At 39.5% G+C, this 18,652-nt stretch carries 18 protein-coding genes; 4 read left to right on the top strand and 14 right to left on the bottom strand.

What is annotated here, in order from left to right; all coding sequences use genetic code 11:
• Window positions 1-56: 56 nt before the first annotated feature.
• Window positions 57-1,544 (top strand): amidase family protein, encoded by a 1,488-nt coding sequence (locus V1500_RS12885; RefSeq protein ID WP_409299754.1) that lies wholly within the window; start codon window positions 57-59, stop codon window positions 1,542-1,544.
• Between the two features lie 77 nt (window positions 1,545-1,621).
• Window positions 1,622-2,584, top strand: a complete 963-nt coding sequence (locus V1500_RS12890; RefSeq protein WP_409299756.1) for a D-2-hydroxyacid dehydrogenase — start codon at window positions 1,622-1,624, stop codon at window positions 2,582-2,584.
• A 283-nt stretch (window positions 2,585-2,867) separates the two neighbouring features.
• Here V1500_RS12890 and V1500_RS12895 read toward each other — a convergent pair whose 3' ends face one another.
• The 7 genes from V1500_RS12895 to V1500_RS12925 all read right to left on the bottom strand — a co-directional run bounded on the left by V1500_RS12895 (window position 2,868) and on the right by V1500_RS12925 (window position 10,516).
• Entirely contained in the window at window positions 2,868-3,458 is a 591-nt protein-coding gene (locus tag V1500_RS12895) for a molybdopterin-dependent oxidoreductase (RefSeq protein ID WP_409299758.1), read from the bottom strand.
• A gap of 366 nt (window positions 3,459-3,824) precedes the next feature.
• Window positions 3,825-5,366: a carboxypeptidase M32 gene (locus V1500_RS12900; RefSeq protein ID WP_409299759.1), complete on the bottom strand. Its 1,542-nt coding sequence runs from the start codon at window positions 5,364-5,366 to the stop codon at window positions 3,825-3,827.
• Between the two features lie 241 nt (window positions 5,367-5,607).
• The gene (locus V1500_RS12905; RefSeq protein ID WP_409305978.1) at window positions 5,608-6,207 is read right to left on the bottom strand and encodes a TetR/AcrR family transcriptional regulator; all 600 of its coding nucleotides are present in this window, start codon (window positions 6,205-6,207) and stop codon (window positions 5,608-5,610) included.
• A 122-nt stretch (window positions 6,208-6,329) separates the two neighbouring features.
• Window positions 6,330-7,853 carry a histidine ammonia-lyase gene (gene hutH, locus V1500_RS12910; RefSeq protein ID WP_409299761.1) on the bottom strand — a complete coding sequence of 508 codons (1,524 nt, stop codon included), beginning with the start codon at window positions 7,851-7,853 and terminating at the stop codon, window positions 6,330-6,332.
• 123 nt (window positions 7,854-7,976) lie between these two features.
• Window positions 7,977-8,414: a hut operon transcriptional regulator HutP gene (gene hutP / locus V1500_RS12915; protein WP_409299763.1), complete on the bottom strand. Its 438-nt coding sequence runs from the start codon at window positions 8,412-8,414 to the stop codon at window positions 7,977-7,979.
• Window positions 8,415-8,621: 207 nt separating this feature from the next.
• Window positions 8,622-9,830, bottom strand: a complete 1,209-nt coding sequence (locus V1500_RS12920; protein ID WP_409299765.1) for a M20 family metallopeptidase — start codon at window positions 9,828-9,830, stop codon at window positions 8,622-8,624.
• 497 nt (window positions 9,831-10,327) lie between these two features.
• Window positions 10,328-10,516: a hypothetical protein gene (locus V1500_RS12925; RefSeq protein ID WP_409299766.1), complete on the bottom strand. Its 189-nt coding sequence runs from the start codon at window positions 10,514-10,516 to the stop codon at window positions 10,328-10,330.
• 145 nt (window positions 10,517-10,661) lie between these two features.
• On the opposite strand from V1500_RS12925, the gene V1500_RS12930 reads away from it, so the two are divergent.
• Complete coding sequence (locus V1500_RS12930) at window positions 10,662-11,273, top strand: LysE/ArgO family amino acid transporter (RefSeq protein WP_409299767.1); 612 nt, start codon at window positions 10,662-10,664, stop codon at window positions 11,271-11,273.
• Window positions 11,274-11,337: 64 nt separating this feature from the next.
• Here the strand turns inward: V1500_RS12930 and V1500_RS12935 are convergent, their stop codons facing one another.
• The 5 genes from V1500_RS12935 to V1500_RS12955 all read right to left on the bottom strand — a co-directional run bounded on the left by V1500_RS12935 (window position 11,338) and on the right by V1500_RS12955 (window position 14,817).
• Window positions 11,338-12,522 carry a hypothetical protein gene (locus V1500_RS12935; protein WP_409299769.1) on the bottom strand — a complete coding sequence of 395 codons (1,185 nt, stop codon included), beginning with the start codon at window positions 12,520-12,522 and terminating at the stop codon, window positions 11,338-11,340.
• Between the two features lie 14 nt (window positions 12,523-12,536).
• The gene (locus V1500_RS12940; RefSeq protein ID WP_409299770.1) at window positions 12,537-13,370 is read right to left on the bottom strand and encodes a hypothetical protein; all 834 of its coding nucleotides are present in this window, start codon (window positions 13,368-13,370) and stop codon (window positions 12,537-12,539) included.
• The gene (locus tag V1500_RS12945) at window positions 13,367-14,053 is read right to left on the bottom strand and encodes an ABC transporter ATP-binding protein (RefSeq protein ID WP_409299772.1); all 687 of its coding nucleotides are present in this window, start codon (window positions 14,051-14,053) and stop codon (window positions 13,367-13,369) included. Before V1500_RS12945 ends, V1500_RS12940 begins: the two co-directional genes overlap by 4 nt.
• On the bottom strand, window positions 14,046-14,441 hold the full coding sequence (locus tag V1500_RS12950; protein ID WP_409299774.1) for a GntR family transcriptional regulator: 396 nt from the start codon (window positions 14,439-14,441) through the stop codon (window positions 14,046-14,048). The genes V1500_RS12945 and V1500_RS12950 overlap by 8 nt, the downstream gene beginning before the upstream one ends.
• A 220-nt stretch (window positions 14,442-14,661) precedes the next feature.
• A complete protein-coding gene (locus V1500_RS12955) occupies window positions 14,662-14,817 on the bottom strand; it encodes a hypothetical protein (protein ID WP_409299775.1) in 156 nt (51 codons plus the stop codon).
• A gap of 314 nt (window positions 14,818-15,131) precedes the next feature.
• Between V1500_RS12955 and V1500_RS12960 the strand changes: the two genes are divergently transcribed.
• Window positions 15,132-16,178: a potassium channel family protein gene (locus V1500_RS12960; protein WP_409299777.1), complete on the top strand. Its 1,047-nt coding sequence runs from the start codon at window positions 15,132-15,134 to the stop codon at window positions 16,176-16,178.
• Window positions 16,179-16,741: 563 nt separating this feature from the next.
• On the opposite strand, the gene V1500_RS12965 is transcribed toward V1500_RS12960, so the two are convergent.
• Both V1500_RS12965 and glsA read right to left on the bottom strand, forming a co-directional pair.
• Window positions 16,742-17,374, bottom strand: a complete 633-nt coding sequence (locus V1500_RS12965; protein ID WP_409305979.1) for an HAD-IA family hydrolase — start codon at window positions 17,372-17,374, stop codon at window positions 16,742-16,744.
• Between the two features lie 226 nt (window positions 17,375-17,600).
• Entirely contained in the window at window positions 17,601-18,530 is a 930-nt protein-coding gene (gene glsA, locus V1500_RS12970; RefSeq protein ID WP_409299779.1) for a glutaminase A, read from the bottom strand.
• Window positions 18,531-18,652 lie beyond the last annotated feature (122 nt).

Raw genomic sequence — 18,652 nt, forward strand, 5'->3', positions numbered from 1 at the left:
ATGTTATTATTATACTATAATACAAAAGAGTTTAGTTTTTTATTGGGGGAATTGATTTGTATAATCCTAGATTGGATGAATTATCGGAGAATTGGCTTCCTGAAAAGTCAATAGCAGATTTACAGCAGGCCCTTGCAAACGGGGAGGTTACATCTAAAGATTTGGTGCTAATGTATATGGCCCGAATAGCTCGCTATGATAAATCCATCAATTCAGTACTGGAGCTAAATCCGGATGCAGTACAGATCGCGGAAGCTTTGGATGCAGAAAGGAAACAATCTGGTACATGCGGTCCATTGTATGGGATTCCCGTTTTGCTTAAAGATAATATTGATACTTACGATAAGCTTCATACTAGTGCCGGTTCCTTAGCGCTGGCTGAAAATGTGGCAGCAGAAGATTCCTTTGTAGCGAAGCAACTTCGACAGGCTGGAGCCATTATACTCGGTAAGGCTAACATGACGGAATGGGCAAATTTCATGACTGATGGAATGCCAAGCGGGTATAGTTCCCGCGGCGGTCAGGTAAAGAATCCATATGGCCCCGGCCTTTTTGATGTAGGTGGCTCCAGCAGCGGTTCCGGCGCCTCCATTGCTTCAAACTTTGCTGCAGCCGCTATAGGAACCGAAACTTCCGGGTCGATATTAAGTCCAGCCAGCTCTAATTCAATCGTGGGAATCAAGCCGACGGTTGGATTGATAAGCAGGAGAGGTATCATCCCCATTTCACATAGCCAGGATACTGCCGGCCCTATGGCGAGGACTGTTGCAGACTCAGCCTTACTTTTATCAGTCCTTACAGATAAGGACGCTCGGGATCCCGCAACCCATGCCAATCCCAACCATGGCATGCAGTATACTCAGTTTCTTAATGAAAATGCACTAAAGGGAAAGATCATAGGTGTTGCCAAAAATCCGTATTATAACTATTTAAATGACGAGGAAAAATTGTTGATGGAACAAGCAATTTCAGTACTGAAGGAGCAAGGCGCTACAGTGATAGAATCTATAAATATACCTTCTGAGAAGGAAGAATGGGATTATAACACTCTTATTTATGAATTTAAGAATGCCTTGAATGCCTATCTCGGAAATACGCCTGCCAATGTTCCTGTTTCCAGTTTAAAGGATGTTATTGTATTTAATTTAGAAAGACCGAAGGAAATGCTATCTTATGGCCAGACTCTCCTTATCCAGAGTGAAGCAACGAGCGGCACGTTGACGGAGCCTGATTACATAAATAGCCGTGAAAAGGATATTTATCATTCTACAATAAATGGAATTGATGCTGTAATGGATGATTATCAGCTGGATGCCATTTTGTTTCCTAACAATATTGGCGCTGGAATTCCAGCAAAGGCAGGTTATCCATCCATAACAGTTCCGGGAGGATATACTTCAGAAGGCAAACCTCTGGGAGTGACTTTTACTGCAAAAGCTTATGAAGAAGGGAAACTTATTGAAATTGGGTATGCTTATGAACAGGCCACAAAGCATCGCCAAGCGCCCCTTTTAGATAGCAAGATTTTGGTTAAGGAAAAATAAAAGGCTTTGCCCCGTGTAGTTTATGCCTTTTATCACGGGGCATTTTTTCAGTTATATTAAATTATAGGAGGCTTGGGATGGAACAAAAATTAATGATCATTGCCCAAAATATTTCGCAGGAATACATAAGAAAAATCGAACAGACAGCCCCTGGATGGACTGTCCTGACGGGAAGGAAACAAGAGGCATGGCAGGACCGCTTGCATGAGGCTGAAATCATAGCCGGGTGGAAAAAAATGATGGAAGAATATATTTCCGAAGACTCCCCAGCTTTGCGCTGGATTCAGGCATGGAGCGCAGGAGTTAACAGTCTGCCTCTTAGATATTTCGAAGAAAAAGGTATTTCCATTTCTACCGCCAGTGGCGTACATGCTTTTCCGATTTCTGAAACAATTTTCGGGCTCATGCTTGCGTTAACAAGGAAAATTTATAGTTATATTAGAAATCAAGCTACAAAAACCTGGCACCATGAACATATGAACCAGGAAATCCACAACAAGACAATCGGCATTATTGGAGTTGGAGCAATCGGGAAAGAAACGGCAAAAATCGCAAAGGCATTCGGCATGAGGGTTCTCGGAACTCGCCACTCTGGGAAGCCTGAACAATTTGTAGATGAAATGTACACGAATAAAGAATTACACACTATTCTTCCGCAATGTGATTATGTCGTTATTACTCTTCCCTTGACAACTGAGACACATCATCTTTTCGGTTCCGAAGAATTTAAGCTTATGAAAACTTCTTCTTTTCTTATTAATATAGGCCGTGGAGAAATTGTAAACGAACCTGAACTGATTCAAGCACTGAATGATGGTGAAATTGCAGGAGCAGGTCTTGACGTATTTGAAACAGAGCCACTGCAAGCAGAAAGTCCTCTTTGGAATATGGATAATGTCATCATTACACCGCATACGGCCGGTTCGACTGAATTTTATGACCAAAGGGTCCTTGATCAGATTTTTCTGCCTAATTTAAAGTCATATATTTCTGGGACTGGTTTAAAAGTAAATGTAGTTGATTATCGAAAGGGATATTAGCCATTACTGCTAAATTTAAAGTTGTTAAGTACAAATAAGCGTTATCATCTAGAATCTTTAAAGGTCTGTTGCCCCTGTGTTACAGCCTTAAGATATAAACAATACATTATTAATCATTCTGCCAGCAGGCATTTTGTTAATCGGCTTAGGGGGTTGCAAACTGTAGTTCGTTTTAGCAAATGTCCTTATTTTGTGAAATCAAAAGCCACTTTACGTTTTGAAAGTGGCTTTTCATCATTTAATTTGATCTAGGTAGAAATTTTGAGAAAACAACTCCCCCTCTTTACCTATACCGTTCCTCTTTAAAAGGATTGGCAGTCATCGAATACCCCAGCTCTTCCCAAAAGCCTGCCTCATCATTTGTCATGAAGCGAATGCCTGACACCCATTTAGTCCCCTTCCACAGATAAAAGGACTCAGGTGGAATGAACCTTAGGGGATACCCGTGTTTTGGGGATATCACGCTCCAATCATGTGAGTGATCCTTCCAGCGGTATACAAATAAAGCATCATCGCACATTAATGGCTCCAAAGGAAGATTTGCCGAATAACCAAAACGGTCTCCGCCATAATAACCATAAATTTGTATGTACTTAACTTCATTTTTCAATTCAACAAATTTGAGGAATTCCTTTAAAGCAATCCCTTCAAAGCTAGTGCCAAATTTGGACCAGGTAGTAACGCAATGCATATCGATGGTTGAAATGGTTTTTGGGAGATCCATTACTTGATGGTAAGTCAAGGTTTTCTCCTCTTTTACATCCCCAAAAAGTCTGAAATTCCAAGTCTCTTCATCAAATTGTGGTACATCTCCCTGGTGAAGAATCGGCCATGTATCAGTTTCGAACTGGCCTGGAGGCAGCTTATTTATCATATGTTATCATCCTTTCGCTCAAAAACTGGAAGAGTATAAATAAATCTTAAACCTACAAAGCATAAGAATCAAATATATACCGGCAATGCTTCAGGAACTTATCTTTGTTTGCCTTTACATCAAATTACAATAATTTCCGATATAACTAAAGAAAAGCCAGGCCAATTCCTTGAACGGTGTAACGATGCTGCCTTTAGGCAAGTCCCCTGAAAAAACAAGTTAAAACCTCACACTTAGTTACATGCAATAAAACATGAGATTCATATGCATAAAAAGAGAAAGTTCAGATTCACTACAAGGTTGCAAGACGGAGTATAAATAAAAAAGAGGAGCTCTCTGCATTAATATAGGAGAGAGCTCCTTTTTTCACATCTTATTAGACAAGTTATATACCTTTGTGTATTTTTCCTCCAGGTATCTTACTAAATAATTAGCATTTAAAGCTTCGCCTGTTACCTTCTTAATGAGTTCGTTTGGTTTGTATAGTTTCCCGTGCTGGTGAATACGTTTACGAAGCCATTCACGAATCACTCTGAATTCCCCTTGTTTAATGACTGAGTCAAAATCTGCGATTTCTTTTTTCATAGTATAGTATATTTGTGCAGCATAAAGATTTCCTAATGAATATGAAGGGAAATAACCAAATCCCCCAAAAGACCAATGTATATCCTGAAGTACACCAAGGCTATCGTTTGGAGGAGTGATGCCAAGGTATTCCTTCATTTTGCTGTTCCATACTTCCGGCAGGTCCTTTACCGCAATAGACCCTTCGATCAATCCTTTTTCGATTTCGTATCTAAGCATAATGTGAAGATTATATGTCAGTTCATCTGCCTCGACTCGAATGAAGGATGGCTCAACTGTATTCACTCCACGATAAAATTGTTCAAGCGATACATCTGATAATTCTTCCGGGAAATGCTCCTTTAAATCGTGAAAAAAGTATTTCCAAAAATCCACGCTTCTCCCGACAAAATTCTCGTAAAATCTGGACTGCGATTCATGAATGCCAAAAGATGTCCCACCGCGGATTGCAGTCCCTTCATAATCCGGATCGACCCCTTGTTCATACATTCCATGTCCTGCTTCATGGATCGTACCAAAAATGGCACTCCGTAGATTATCTTTGTTGTAGCGAGTAGTGATTCTGACATCGCCTGTATTTACCTGCTGTGCAAATGGATGGACAGTTTCATCAAGCCTTCCCGCTTCCATGTCAAAACCGATTTTCGGCAATATGTAACGGTTAAAAGCCTTCTGTTTATCTATGCTGAATTCCTTATTTAAAAAATTGCTCTCAGGAACATCAGATGCCGTCTTAATTCTATTAAGTAATTGAATGCTTTTCTCCCGCAAATCCGCAAACAGAGGATCTAGGATTTCCACAGTCAATCCTGGCTCATATTCCTCAAGCAATGCATCATAAGGATGTCCTTGATATCCGTAATACTCAGCAAATTTTTGAACAGTTGAAACTATTTTTTCAAGAGTCTCCTCATAAATGGAGAATTGTCCTTTCTCCTTTGCTTCTTCCCATACAGAATTTGCGTTAGCCGTAAGAATAACGAAATTTTTGTATTCCGCCTCAGGTATACTTGTTAGTTTCCTGTTTTCTGCGGCCCTTTCCCTAACGGCTGCTTTTGTCGCAGCATCCAGATGATCTTGTGCTTCAGCGCTAGTTAGCACACTAAGCAAATGATTCATTTCTTTGGATGTGATTAATTTAAATATTTCCGTTGACAGGGTTCCTATCGCCCCGGAAAAAAGCTGTCTGCCCTTCTTCGGGGCCATTGTCTTTTGATCCCAGCTTATTAAAGACAAAATATCGTTTAAATGTGATATTCTCTCATCCAGCTCTTTAAAGCTGCTGACCGCTTCTTGCAAATTACTTTCTGCAGCAACACTCATTTCTTCCCCACCTTTAAAATGTATTTTTCTATATGTAAAGCATGTCTTTGGAAGTTTTGTAAAAATAAAATAGACTCTATGGTCTATTTTAAAGGAAGTATATATAATTTTCAATATTTAAAGATATTTCAAATAATTTATCTGGTATTTAGAATACATGCAAAGTACGATTTTTATAATACACAGAAGAAAAGGATGTTGATAAAGTTTCAAAAGAAATTTATCAGCATCCCTCATGGTCTCATATTCTGACTTTGTCTGTGAAAAGATTTTTAATCTCCTGCAATACTTTTTTATATGGAAAATCAGGGTAAACCGTTTGAAGGACCGCTCCGTCAATCATACTCCAGAACAAGTTTGAAAATAGTTCAGGATCTATATCCATTTGGATCTCTCCATGCTCCTGCCCTTCTTTCAAAATAGAAGCAACAAAATCGACAAAAAACTTTTTACGCCGTGTATTCATAATTCTATTTAAATGTTCTTTCCTTGATGAATGAAGCTTGAATTCTGTGTGCACAATATTTTTGCCTTTCGCTTCTTCGTCGGCAGGGTTAAATGAAAGGTATTCATCAAACAGGAATTCAATCTTGGCCATTGTAGAAGTAATCCTTGAAATAGACTGGCTAATATATGCATATGCTTCATTGGTATCAACAGACATTAGCTCTAGATAAATTTCATCCTTGCTTTTGAAATAGTTATAGATGGCTCCTTTACTGATGCCGGATTGGGCTACGATATCGTCCATGGTGGAGGACTCAAACCCTTTTCTGGCAAAGCAGGCACGTGCACTTGCAAGTATTTCTTTTTTCTTTTTCTCTTTATACTCGTCAGTCACAATTGGCAAATCCTTACCCCCGGTTCCGTCACAATCATTTTGTTATATAAATTAAAACATAATCCCTTTTTATATACAATCAGGAAAATGTAGACCGATATAATTGATTAGCTGAACTGAAATTATAATGCAGCACCGTCCTTTTCATTCATCCCTGAAATATGTTCGCCCGTCCCTTTTAGCCATTCAGCCATATTTTCTATATCCTCTGAAAATACCCGGTCTTCTTGAATCTGGGCTACAATCTTTCTAGCTTCATGATAAAATTGCCTTGTTTTGGGGGCCATTTTTTCTATTCCCCTGTATCGGACTGCTTCCAGAGCACATATACATTCAATCGCCAAGACCCTGCGTGCGTTCTGAATGATCATGGCTGCATGCCGTGCAGCTATAGTACCCATACTTACATGGTCCTCCTGATTTGCTGATGATGGAATGGAATCGACACTGGCTGGATGTGCAAGCGTCTTATTTTCAGAAACCAGTGACGCTGCACAATACTGCATGATCATTGCTCCTGACTGTAATCCTGGCTGGGAACTTAGAAACGGAGGCAAATCATTCAACTGTGGGTTAACCAGCCTTTCAATCCTTCGTTCTGAGATGCTTGCAAGCTCTGCTACAGCAATCTTCATGAAATCCATTGCAATCGCAATTGGCTGTCCGTGGAAGTTCCCTCCGGAGATCACTGTTTCGCCGCCATTAAATATTAAAGGGTTGTCTGTAGCGGCGTTCACTTCAATCTCCAGCTTTTCCTTAACATAATCCAATGCCTGAAAGGATGCTCCATGAACCTGGGGAATACAACGGATTGAATATGCATCCTGCACCCTTTTTTCACCCTGACTTGTAACAAGCTTACTCCCCTGCAGAATGGTCCTGATACGTTCCGCTACATCCGCCTGCTCTTGATATCCGCGTGCATCATGAATTGCTGGATGAAAGGCATCAATAATCCCCTCCAGGCCTTCTATTGTGATGGAGGAAATCCATTCCGATTGAAGTGCAAGATTGTATGCTTCCAGCCAATTCATAACACCTACTGCCGTCATTGCCTGGGTACCATTTATCAGCGCAAGGCCCTCTTTTGCCTGTAACACAACTGGCTGAATGCCTTCTTTTATAAATGCTTCCGACGTTTTACAGATTTCCCCGAGATGGAATACTTTTCCCTCACCCATCAAAGCAAGTGCCAGATGTGATAGAGGTGCCAGGTCCCCAGATGCTCCAAGTGACCCTTGTTGCGGAATGACCGGATGGATACGAAGGTTCAGTAATGAAGCCAATCCTTCGACAATCTCGGGGCGAACGCCGGAAAACCCCTTTAACAACGCATTTAGGCGCAACAATACCATGGTCCTCGAAACATGTTCCGGAAAAGCCTCGCCAACTCCACAAGCGTGCGATCGAATCAGGTTAATTTGCAGGTTATGCACATCCTGAGAATCAATCATCACATCGCTGAATTTGCCAAAACCTGTATTGATTCCGTATACTGTACGTTTATCCAAGACTATTTGTTCAACTGCTGCCCGGCTTTCAATTACCTTTTTCATACTTTCTGGCGAAATGGATACTAATTCTCCTTGAAGGCAAATATTATTTATTTGATCTAATGTCAGGGAATGGCCATTCAATTCCACCATATGTTATTCCTCCCTTTTTATGTTTTGTGATAACGGCAAAATAAAAGGAGGCGACGACGGCATAAGACACCATCATCGCCTCCTATTTGACTTATAGCTATAGGCAATGTCCATTATATATAGTTAGATATGATTAATTCCCAATCCAATGGTTTCATGTTCCAGGCCCTTTACCGGCGCTCCAATCGTCCCATAGAATGCTACGGCAATCCATTCCCCTTCTGTTACACTTTCATATGGAAGCCCTCTTACAATGGCAAATCTTAGCCCGACTGTCCGCATCATTTCTCCGATTGCTGTCTGTCCCCTTGTTACGCCTTCTATTGCTTCGAGGATGGCGTGGTACAGAGCATGCGTTTCCCTATAAAGTTGTTCATCGATTAAACCAGTCCGCTTTGCTGCTGTTTCCACGGAAGAAATAACCTTTTGCATATTCATAGAGCCAACCTTTCCCTGACAATAAGTAGTATGCTTGAGTAAGGATTGAAAGGGCTGAAATTCATCCTCTGACAAGGAGGCTAGCAGGATGGCTATTTTACCGATTTGAATTTTTTGACTCATAGGCAGCCTCGGAATAAATTATTTTCTCGCTAGCCATTTTGGCTAACTCACTAATAACTAATTTAATTGTATTCCTGTGAGTTTAAGGGTGTCAATATTTATTGGAAATTTTAGTATATTAATAAATTAATGTTCGAAAGGGTGTAAAATCGTCTGAAAATGTAGCAAACAACAAGCACAGGTCTTATACCTGTGCTTGTTTTGGTGTTATACTAAAGCGGCTGGTTCAGCAGTAATTGTACTTTGTTCCTGCAGATATTTTACAGTAGCAGCTCCCAATGTTTTTGCCGCAATGATCAATGCTCGTTCGTCAATGTCAAATTTAGGATGATGGTGAGGATATGTGACTTCCCGTCCTGCTATTTCAGCACCAGTAAAGAAAAATGTTCCCGGTACGTGCTGGAGGTAGTATGCAAAGTCTTCTCCACCCATATGCGGCTCCTCTTCCCTTACATTTGTTACCCCTGGTACATCCTTAGCAAGCCCAGCAACAAATTCAGTATCTTCCTTATGGTTTACCAGTGCAGGATATCCCCTTGTATAGGAATATTGATAATTAGACCCGTTTGCTGCTACGGTGGCTTTTATAACAGCTTCAATTTCCTTCTCGATCAGGTCTCTTGTATCTTCGCTGAATGTCCTGACAGTACCTTTTAATTCCGCTTTATCTGCAATGACATTAAATGCATTTTTAGCTTCGAATGAACCAACTGAAACAACGGCGGGAGATAATGGATTCACACGGCGGCTGACGATTTGCTGAAGGTTCACTACCAGTTGAGCTGCCGTTACAAGAGCATCCTTCGTCAAGTGCGGTTGTGCCCCATGTCCTCCCTGTCCCTCTATGGTAATCTCAAAGCAATCAGCTGCTGCCATTGTCGGGCCGACCCGATAGGCAATTTCTCCAACAGGGATTCCTGAGGAAAGATGAGTTCCATAGATCACATCCACTCCATCAAGGCATCCATCTTCAATCATCGCAACCGCTCCACCCGGAACCACTTCTTCGGCATGTTGATGGATGAACACAACAGTACCTTCCAAATCATCCTTCATGCTGTTCAATGCTTTCGCAAGCCCTAAAAGTGAAGCTGTATGTCCATCATGCCCGCAGGCGTGCATGACTCCAGGTACTTTCGATTTATATTCCACTTCATTTTCTTCCTGTATCGGCAATGCATCAAAATCAGCTCTCAACGCGACTGTCTTGCCTGTCTTGCCGCCCTTTAGCACTGCGACGACTCCCCTTCTGCCAACTCCGGTTCTCACTTCATGCCCCAGCGCTTCGTGATAGGCTGCAATAAATTTCGGTGTTTCGACTTCCTGAAAGGACAACTCAGGGTTTTCATGTAAATATCTTCTAAGGGTTACAATTTCATCAGTTAATTCTTCAAGCTTGGCAAACAACTTTTCCATCCGTTTTCTCCCCCTGTTTTGTGTTAGCTAAAACACAAAAATTTTCAAGTTTTGTTTTAATATATGTTTCGATTTACGTAATATCCTACCATTAAATACCGAAAATTCAAATAATTTTTATTACAAATTGCTGTTATGCAATTTTTATTAAAAGAATATTTCCCTTGCGCTTATTTATGAGTGGGCTGGTTTTACTCATCTTTATACTCCTATTTGTTCATATGCAAAATCATTGTACATGAAGTACCGGAAGTTCCCCAATCCCGAAAACCCAGCTTTTCATAAAACTTGACAGCAGAAATATTATAGGATCAACGCTGAATGACAATGAAGTATATCCATCCAATATAGCTTGTTCAAGGATCTGTTCATAAGAGTCTCCACCGCTCCTATTCCACGTGCAATCTTCGATACCTGCAATTCCAAGTTCTGAGTTATTGCTTTCCACAAGGCCATAGCTTTTGTTTATCTCATCGAAAAGTCATATCATTTGGCACCTATTTGTGTATTTTCCCGCTTTGCAATACTGGCTCGATCCCCTTCCTGCCCCATCTCTCGATGTATTTTTTCATATAGGACAAGTTGAGTATTTCATCTTTCCCGTGTTTGTTCTCAGAGGATTGATTCGTACATATGTTTTTTAAAAGTTCTATGTCTCGCATTTCTAGTAATCTAACACTCAGCATTGTCTTTCCCCCTTTACTTTACAATTCTACAGATATCAAAGACTATCCTTTACTAGGAAACAATTCCTGAGGCTAGGATTATTTTGCGACACGTACATAGTTTTTCCATTATAATGAATGCAACAAATGAATTGGAGGATTTTTTATGCTTGAGGCTATTGTCCATGGTATTATTTTGGCATTTGGGCTCATCCTTCCTTTAGGGGTCCAAAATGTCTTTGTCTTCAACCAGGGTGCCATCCAGCCCAGTCTTTTGCGGGCTAGTCCAGTGATTATCACTGCTGCTATATGCGATACTTTGTTAATTTCATTGGCAGTACTGGGAGTTTCGGTAATCGTATTGCAATATTCTTGGCTTGAGGCATTGTTGCTAACTTGCGGGATTCTATTCCTCATTTATATGGGGTATGTTACCTGGAGAAGTAAGCCGAATACTGATCAAGAGCAAGCCATTTCTTTTTCACCCAAAAAGCAGATTTTGTTTGCTGTATCTGTGTCACTGCTGAACCCTCATGCCATTTTGGATACAGTGGGAGTCATAGGCACAAGCTCCATCCAATATCATGGAGCGGAAAAAATAGCCTTTGGATTAGCTTGTATCCTGGTCTCCTGGCTTTGGTTCACAGGGCTCGGTGTTGCTGGCAGCATCACAGGAAAGCTGGATCCTTCAGGCAGATTCCTTAGCTTATTAAACAAATGTTCCGCACTCGTTATGTGGGCGACAGTAATATACATAGGAAGTACTTTTTTAAAATAATTGGGCATTTCATTATAATCTATTTGAAAGAAAATGGAACCCTCACTGAAAGGGTTCCCTTAAATTACTTATCGATCGTTATTCCATGTATTTGTAGTGTGGCAGAAAGGTTGTTTATATGTTTTTTGCTTTGAACGACTCCTTTATATAGGATATTCCCATTTTGCAGGTCTGCAATAATTAACTTTTTATCAGAGTCTTCCCCCTCAGAGGAGGCAAAATAAATCTGCCTTTTCCAAATATTATGTGCTGTGAAGAATGCTTCTTTTCCTCCCAATGGTATTCTTATACTTTTATGGGGTTCCAAGCCGGCTAGGTGATAGATGGACACGGTTGCTGTACCGTTTTTAATCCCCAGGATATAAAGATTATTTTTGTCATAATAGTTGCCTTCCCCAGTTTCATTCACATTCTTTATATCACTGTTTGCTATATTAAACTTAACCTCCACTTGTTCGTGAAGATTATATATAAATAGTGGCTGATTAATGTAGGCCGGTTTTTCAGGGTCAACCGTCTGTTTTCGTAAAACTATGTAATTATTTTCTTTAGAATTATCTGTCTGGCGCATGTATATATAATCAAAAGTAGGGTCGTTTTCTGAAAGTATGGTCCGATCATCTAATAACTTTTTCTTGCCTATGTCAAAACTATAAACATGTATTTCATGGTTTTCTCCGTCATGCGGATTATTATTTGAAACAACCATAAGCTGGCCATCTATATATTGAACCTCCTGTACCCAAACATAAGCATAGTTTTTTACGTTAGGTATTGGCAGATTCATAGACCTTACCTTTTCGTCCCGTTTATCTAAAACTTTAATCACAAAGGAAGAATCTAATACTTTATTATACTTGAAATCAACAAATGCTGACACCAGCATTTTATCGTCCTCGAAGAAGGCATCTTCAAATACCTGTTTCGAGCTCCTCATAAATTCAGGATACTGCCTTTGCAGATTTCTGATCGTAATACTATCTGTTTCACTGTCTTTTATTTCTTCAAAATAGGACCTTTCACTTTGATACTTTGTGCTGTTTCGATTGATTTCAAGTGGCTGTTCGCTACCCAGGGCATTAAGATATCCATCTAATGTTATCCCCTTAAATTCTTCGCCCTTTCCTTCAACAGTTTTAATAAAAAAGTCGGGCAGCTTGCTTGCAGAGTAAGCTGACTGAATGTAAAAGCTGCCGATAACCAATACGATAAAAATACTAATTAGACAAGACTTCCAATATTTTTTCAAGACTGCACTCCCCTTCATACCATAACCTTTTTATTTATTAAATGGTTTCCAACAAAGATAGACACCGTAGAAATAAGAACTCCTAACAGGACTTTGAGACCCAATAATTCGATTGGATATAAGTATAAGATATCTGTTCCGCTTATATAATCAGGTATAATCATAACAGCAGCAGCAGCGACGCAGTAGATAATTGCCAGTATGGCTCCCTTGATCCTATAGCTGCGTTCCATCAATATGGCAGTGAAAATGATAAACACCGCCATAATGCCTGCTCCGTAATATAATAAAAATTGGGTAAAGGTATTAGGGATGATAAGCCTTAGCATTTCATTGCTAAATATTAAATCTTTAAGGGAAGCAGCCCCATTTTTCATGCCATCAGGTACTATTTCAGAATAGATGGAGTTTTCAATTGGCAGCAATAGTATTTGGAGTGCTACAAGACCAAAAACAAACAGCAGAATCGTTGTAGCTTTAGCAAAATAGATGTTGATTCGGGCTGTTGGCAGCATTAACAGTCTATAAATAAAGGTATTTTTTCCAAACCAGTCGCGATACCATATTAAGAATATGTATAAAATGAGAACAACCGCACTTAACGCAATCGGAGCCATATACCACAAACTTCTCATGATGTCGGTAAAGTAGAGTTTGCCGTTCTGTACGATAAATTCGGCTTTTGTAATTTCCAGCTGCGTCATGGTTTTGCTGGCTTCATTTACATACTTTTTGCTTACTAAAATAATTGCAGCCAACTGCGATAGAATAGTAATAGCTAAAAGCGCGGCGTATACCTTTATAAACCGGTTCAGTTCAAAGTTAACGAGTTTTAAATATTTGTTCATGCCTGATACACCTCTCTCATAACATCCACTACTGATTTACCCTCTTTATAGCGCATATCTTCGGTGCTGAATTCCTTTATTACTTTGCCGTTTTCCAAAAGGACAACTTTATCAATCAAATGTTCGATATCACCTATTTCATGAGTTGTTATAATGACTCCACGGTCTTCGATCAGGTGGCTGGCAAAGACTTCTGCAATCTGTTCCCTGGTGAATATATCTATTCCTGAAAATGGCTCATCCATTAGGATATAATCCACATCCATTGCCAATCCCAGCAGTAAATTCGCTTTGGCGGTATTGCCTTTTGACAGTTCCGAAATCCTGCTTTGCTCATTTAAATGAAAGAATTCGAGTAGCTCTGCTGCCCTTTCCCCATTCCACGGTGCATAAAAATCTTTCATGAAGTCTAATGCATCCCGAATGGTCATTTGTGGCAGCATGGTAATTGCATCCGGTATATAGGTAATTTTTTCAAAGCTTTTTTTTGTTACTTTCTGGCCATCTACCAGGATTTCCCCCTTAAATGGCGTAAGGCCCATTATAGCCTTTAAAGTTGTAGTTTTTCCCACTCCGTTGAGCCCAATTAGACAAGTAATTTCACCTTTATTTGCGGTAAATGATACCCCATCCAATATTTTTTTTCGGCCATACTTTTTCATGACACCTCTAATTTCAATCATTGGTGAAGCCTCCTTCATCTTCCATGACCTTGTCGAATCTTTCCTCAACCATAGTTAGTACCTCTTCCAATGGAACATTTATTGGCTGGATTGTTTTAATAAAGGAATCCACTGCCTCTATAATCAATTCTTGCCGGATAGAGTTTAAGATTTGCTCGTCTGTCGTTATTCTGCTTGGGAAATTCCTTTCAGTGTGAATCAATGCCTGATCCTCCATTTCCTTATAGGCTCTTTGAGCAGTGTTTGGATTTATCTTCAACAATGAAGCGAGTTCACGGCGAGATGGAATCTCATGTCCAGCTTCTAACTGCCCAATTGCAATCTGCTGTTTAAAGTATTGGACAACCTGCAAATACAACGGGTCACGATTGTTGAAATTAACATTCATGATAACAGCTCCTACTGTTTTGTTTTGCTGTGTGTATTAATTAGTTCATACACCTTATATGTGTATTATGCTCTTAATACACAATAGGTGTCAAACTTTTTTTGCAAAATTTACTAAATGTTTTTTGACCTTTACCATATTTCTCATGATTGTAGTGTAACCTGAGTGATCAAAAATTAAATAAGCCCCTATTCCACAGGAATGGGGCTTAAACTGACTACTATTCCAATTTTTCGTTTATTCGTAAAGCTTCCTTTAATAGGGCAATATCCTCGGCAATTTCTTGCCTGAGCTCGTTATCACTGCAAAGCTCATATTCTTTTTGTAATTGCTGAATTTCACGGGTAAACATTAGAACTTCGAAATTTTCGATCATGATCAACCTCGGATTTTTTTTCGTTATATGTATATAAGATATATTTAGCAACAGTTTTTTTCGTTTGTAATGGTAAAAAGTTTCCACCTAAAAAATAATCAAGCAGGAGTTTTGAGATTGATTACTATGAAAGGATGTAATGTGAGATGTATTTATCTAAAGTGCTGTATTATTATTTGAATGATCATGCCATTTTATACATTGCGTTCAAGCGAGAACAGCTTCGAATGTTTGGCAAACTAAATGGAAGGGAAAATTAGGTTTAACGTTTGCTTTGTATTCTGATTATCGTTGGAAGGATTGGATGCGGCTATATGAATACCTTTAAGCGAGTATTATTTTTTCTAATTCGGCTTAGAGGGAGAATTTTCTTCCCTTTTCTTTTGCTTTACATATTATTGGCTGCATTATTTGCATATATGTTGGAGCCTCAAACCTTTGAAACGTATCTGACCTCTATTTATTGGGTGCTTACCACTCTTGCCACTATCGGTTTTGGTGATTATGCACCAGTGACGGATGCCGGGAAAATCTACACAATATTTCTTTATATTACAGGAATCGGTTTGGTGAGCGTTTTTGCCGGGAAGATGATTGGATCAATGAAAGAGATTGAACGGAGAAGAGTTGGTGGACATATGAAATATAAAGGAAAAGATCATATTATTCTGGTTGGCTGGAGTGATAAATCAAAGATTGCTGTACAGGAAATTCTTGAGAGCGATGATAAAACTGAAATCGTGCTCATTGATCATTTACCTAAAGCACCAATGGATCTCGAGCGCTTATTTTATATTCGAGGCGATGCTACAGATAAAGAAACCCTCATGCGTGCTAATTTTCCAGCATCCAAGGGGGTCATTATTTTTGCTGACGAACTCCCAGAGTCTCAGTCGTCTCCAAAGAGCAATCTGCTAATAGACGGAAAAACACTGCTGGTGGCGACAGCCATCACATCTATTGAAGAAAGTATGAATTTGTCCATCCATGTTACTGCCGAAGTACTAGATCAAAAACATATCCGTTTATTCAGGCATGTAGATGTTGATGAATTTATCCCAACAAGGGAGATGATATCTCATGCGGCAGTCAGTTCCCTTTACCATCATGGTGTAACGAAAATGTATGCAGAATTGATGAGCAGGCAGTGTAAAGAAGGAATGTATGAAATTCCGCGAAAAACTGAGTGGATCACGTATCGCGACGCATTTGAAGCTTTGTTAAGTCAAGGGGCAACTCTGATTGCAGACCATACAGATTTACAAATCAACAAAAAACTTGATGAAAAGATTCCCGAAAATGCGCAATTATTTGTCATATGCGACAAAGAAACGTTAAAAAGGTTACAGACAAACACTTAATTCAATCACATTAATCGTAGCAGCAGCCAGATCATTTATTCGTTCTGGCTATTTGTGATTCCATACTTAAAAAGTCTGGACCAGGCATTGAAGGCCATCTATGTCCTCTTTCCTTTCTTCGAATCGAATTTGAAGAGTTCCGTATGCCTTTTTCAAAATTTCAACGCTGGAACGGTTGAAGCGATCTCAACCGCAAAATATTTTCCTTTTTTTAAAAAGCTCTTCTAGAGCATTTAAGCCAAACCCTTTGCCTCGTACTGGTTTAAGATGAAAATACCATTAATGCAAAGTCATATTCTTTTTTTATGAAATGCCTTTCCAATAGCACAATAAAACCGACAATTCCAGCATTGCACTTCAAATAGAAGGGTGAAAGCCCATGTTGATTCCAGGTAGAGGAAAACAGATCAAATTCAAAACGGCCCTCTTCAGAAATTACCAATTGATTATTGTACTTGGACAAATCTTGCAGTTAAAGAAAATATAAATTCTCAAGGATGCGTGTCTTGTTTAAATAAAACTTCTTACAAGAAAAACGTTATCCCAGCCACATCTTAGCTAACCTAATGTGCTGCCTGCAGCTCTATATGTGATATTATTTGTTTCAGGCTTTTTTCTCGCATAGAATTTATTGTGAAATCCTGTGTTTCAAATGCTAAATGCTTGGTTACAGGGTTGGGAACGGTAACGCAATAAATACCCGCAGATTTTGCTGCGAGGAGCCCGTTTAACGAGTCTTTGAAAGCAATTGCCTCGTTTGGGAACAGTGTCAGATCATATAATGTTTTTAAGTATAATTCAGGGTTTGGCTTGACTGCTGTCACCTCGTTCCTGGTATTCAGGATATCGAAGAATTCCAGTATTTGCAGCTGCTCTAAATAGTCTACAACCCAACTTCTAGATGAACTGGAGGCCAGGCCAATCTTTAGGTCCAATTCTTTGGCTTGCAGCAAGTAATCCAATACTCCTTCTCTCAAAATAGGAGTCTGAAGTTTCTCTTTATATCTTTCAAGCGCTAGAACCTGGATCGTCTCGAAATCCAATGCATTTTTAGTTATCTGCTGAAAATATTTTATCAGTACCGCATTCCCGGTACCACTGCACTTTGAATACTCTTTTAAATCAACAAATACACCATGATTTTTCAGGATTACGTCCCGATATGATTCGTACCAGACAGTTTCTGTATCGATAATTAATCCATCAAATCGAAAATGATTCCCTTAATCAATTTTATTTTTCCCCTTTCATCTATACATTAAATAATTAGACGGAACAAAGATATAAAAAGTTACCTTTAGTCCCAATCAAATTTTAATGGTTTCTTCCATCATCAAAAAAGCCCGCATCCTCATGCCAGGCTGAATGTATTTATAAAGTAACCCTCTTGGTATGGGGTATATTAGCCAACAGGTTTTGTACTTAAAACATACTTAATGAATATTTTTTTGACATTATATCTAGCAGCTTTAATCCCGCGATACTGTTCCCTTTTTCGTCCAGGGCGGGACCGTAAATACCTATTCCAAATCTGCCCGGAACAGCTCCCATTACCCCTCCGGAAACTCCACTTTTTGCAGGGATTCCCACTTTTATCGCAAATTCGCCCGATGCATTATACATCCCGCATGTGACCATAAAGGTCTTGCAAATTCTTGCAATATGAAAAGGAATAAGCTGGCGGCCGTTTAAAGGATCCACACCATCCATTGCAAGCACGCATCCCATTCTTGCTAAATCAAGGCTGTTCATTTCAATGGCACATTGCTTTGTATAAAGGTTCATCAATTCTTCAACATCTTCATCTATCACACAGTGCTGTTTCATAAAATAACAGAGAGCTCTATTAAGAAATGCCGTCTCAAACTCTGATTCAGCAATGTCTTTATTATATGTAATGGAATGATTACCGGTTAAATCCTGTATAAAACAAAGGAGACGCTCTAGTCGTTCGGTTACATCTACTCCGGCAATCAGGTGCGTCACTGCAAGCGCACCTGCGTTAATCATTGGATTCAGTGGTTTATTCGGACTATGTGATTCTAATTTTACAATTGAATTAAATGGATCTCCTGTTGGCTCTTGGCCGACAAGGGAAAATACCTTCTCCTCCCCTCTATCCATCAGTGCAAGAGCGAGGCTGATTACTTTTGAGATACTTTGAAGAGTAAATTGATCTTTTATATCCCCAGCGGAGTAGCATGTACCATCTGGGTAAAATATAGCCGCAGAAAGGTCGGATGAATTGGCCTTCTCTAAAGCTGGAATATAATCGGCGACTTTCCCTGCAGGGGCTTCTCTTTTTGCTTCTTCGACTAGATTTTGCAATTCTTCATTCGTACGGCATGGCATAAAATATGCGTAAACCTCCTGGTCAATATGATTTAGATTTATTATGTGTAACCCTAAACTATATTATCAACCAGAAATGAACCGAAGCCTATAAGAGTAGAAAAGCACAAAAAACCCAATAC

Source organism: Peribacillus sedimenti, assembly GCF_046237635.1.
GTDB lineage: Bacteria > Bacillota > Bacilli > Bacillales > DSM-1321 > Peribacillus > Peribacillus sedimenti.

What these genes read in the sequence shown, in the direction of transcription:
- V1500_RS12895 (WP_409299758.1), bottom strand. Translation starts at nt 3,458, where the DNA reads ATGATAAATAAGCTGCCTCCAGGCCAGTTCGAAACTGATACATGGCCG.
- glsA (WP_409299779.1), bottom strand. Translation starts at nt 18,530, where the DNA reads ATGCCATGCCGTACGAATGAAGAATTGCAAAATCTAGTCGAAGAAGCA.
- hutP (WP_409299763.1), bottom strand. Translation starts at nt 8,414, where the DNA reads ATGAGTCAAAAAATTCAAATCGGTAAAATAGCCATCCTGCTAGCCTCC.
- V1500_RS12930 (WP_409299767.1), top strand. Translation starts at nt 10,662, where the DNA reads ATGCTTGAGGCTATTGTCCATGGTATTATTTTGGCATTTGGGCTCATC.
- V1500_RS12925 (WP_409299766.1), bottom strand. Translation starts at nt 10,516, where the DNA reads ATGCTGAGTGTTAGATTACTAGAAATGCGAGACATAGAACTTTTAAAA.
- V1500_RS12960 (WP_409299777.1), top strand. Translation starts at nt 15,132, where the DNA reads ATGAATACCTTTAAGCGAGTATTATTTTTTCTAATTCGGCTTAGAGGG.
- V1500_RS12920 (WP_409299765.1), bottom strand. Translation starts at nt 9,830, where the DNA reads ATGGAAAAGTTGTTTGCCAAGCTTGAAGAATTAACTGATGAAATTGTA.
- V1500_RS12890 (WP_409299756.1), top strand. Translation starts at nt 1,622, where the DNA reads ATGGAACAAAAATTAATGATCATTGCCCAAAATATTTCGCAGGAATAC.
- V1500_RS12945 (WP_409299772.1), bottom strand. Translation starts at nt 14,053, where the DNA reads ATGATTGAAATTAGAGGTGTCATGAAAAAGTATGGCCGAAAAAAAATA.
- V1500_RS12955 (WP_409299775.1), bottom strand. Translation starts at nt 14,817, where the DNA reads ATGATCGAAAATTTCGAAGTTCTAATGTTTACCCGTGAAATTCAGCAA.
- hutH (WP_409299761.1), bottom strand. Translation starts at nt 7,853, where the DNA reads ATGGTGGAATTGAATGGCCATTCCCTGACATTAGATCAAATAAATAAT.
- V1500_RS12900 (WP_409299759.1), bottom strand. Translation starts at nt 5,366, where the DNA reads ATGAGTGTTGCTGCAGAAAGTAATTTGCAAGAAGCGGTCAGCAGCTTT.
- V1500_RS12940 (WP_409299770.1), bottom strand. Translation starts at nt 13,370, where the DNA reads ATGAACAAATATTTAAAACTCGTTAACTTTGAACTGAACCGGTTTATA.
- V1500_RS12950 (WP_409299774.1), bottom strand. Translation starts at nt 14,441, where the DNA reads ATGAATGTTAATTTCAACAATCGTGACCCGTTGTATTTGCAGGTTGTC.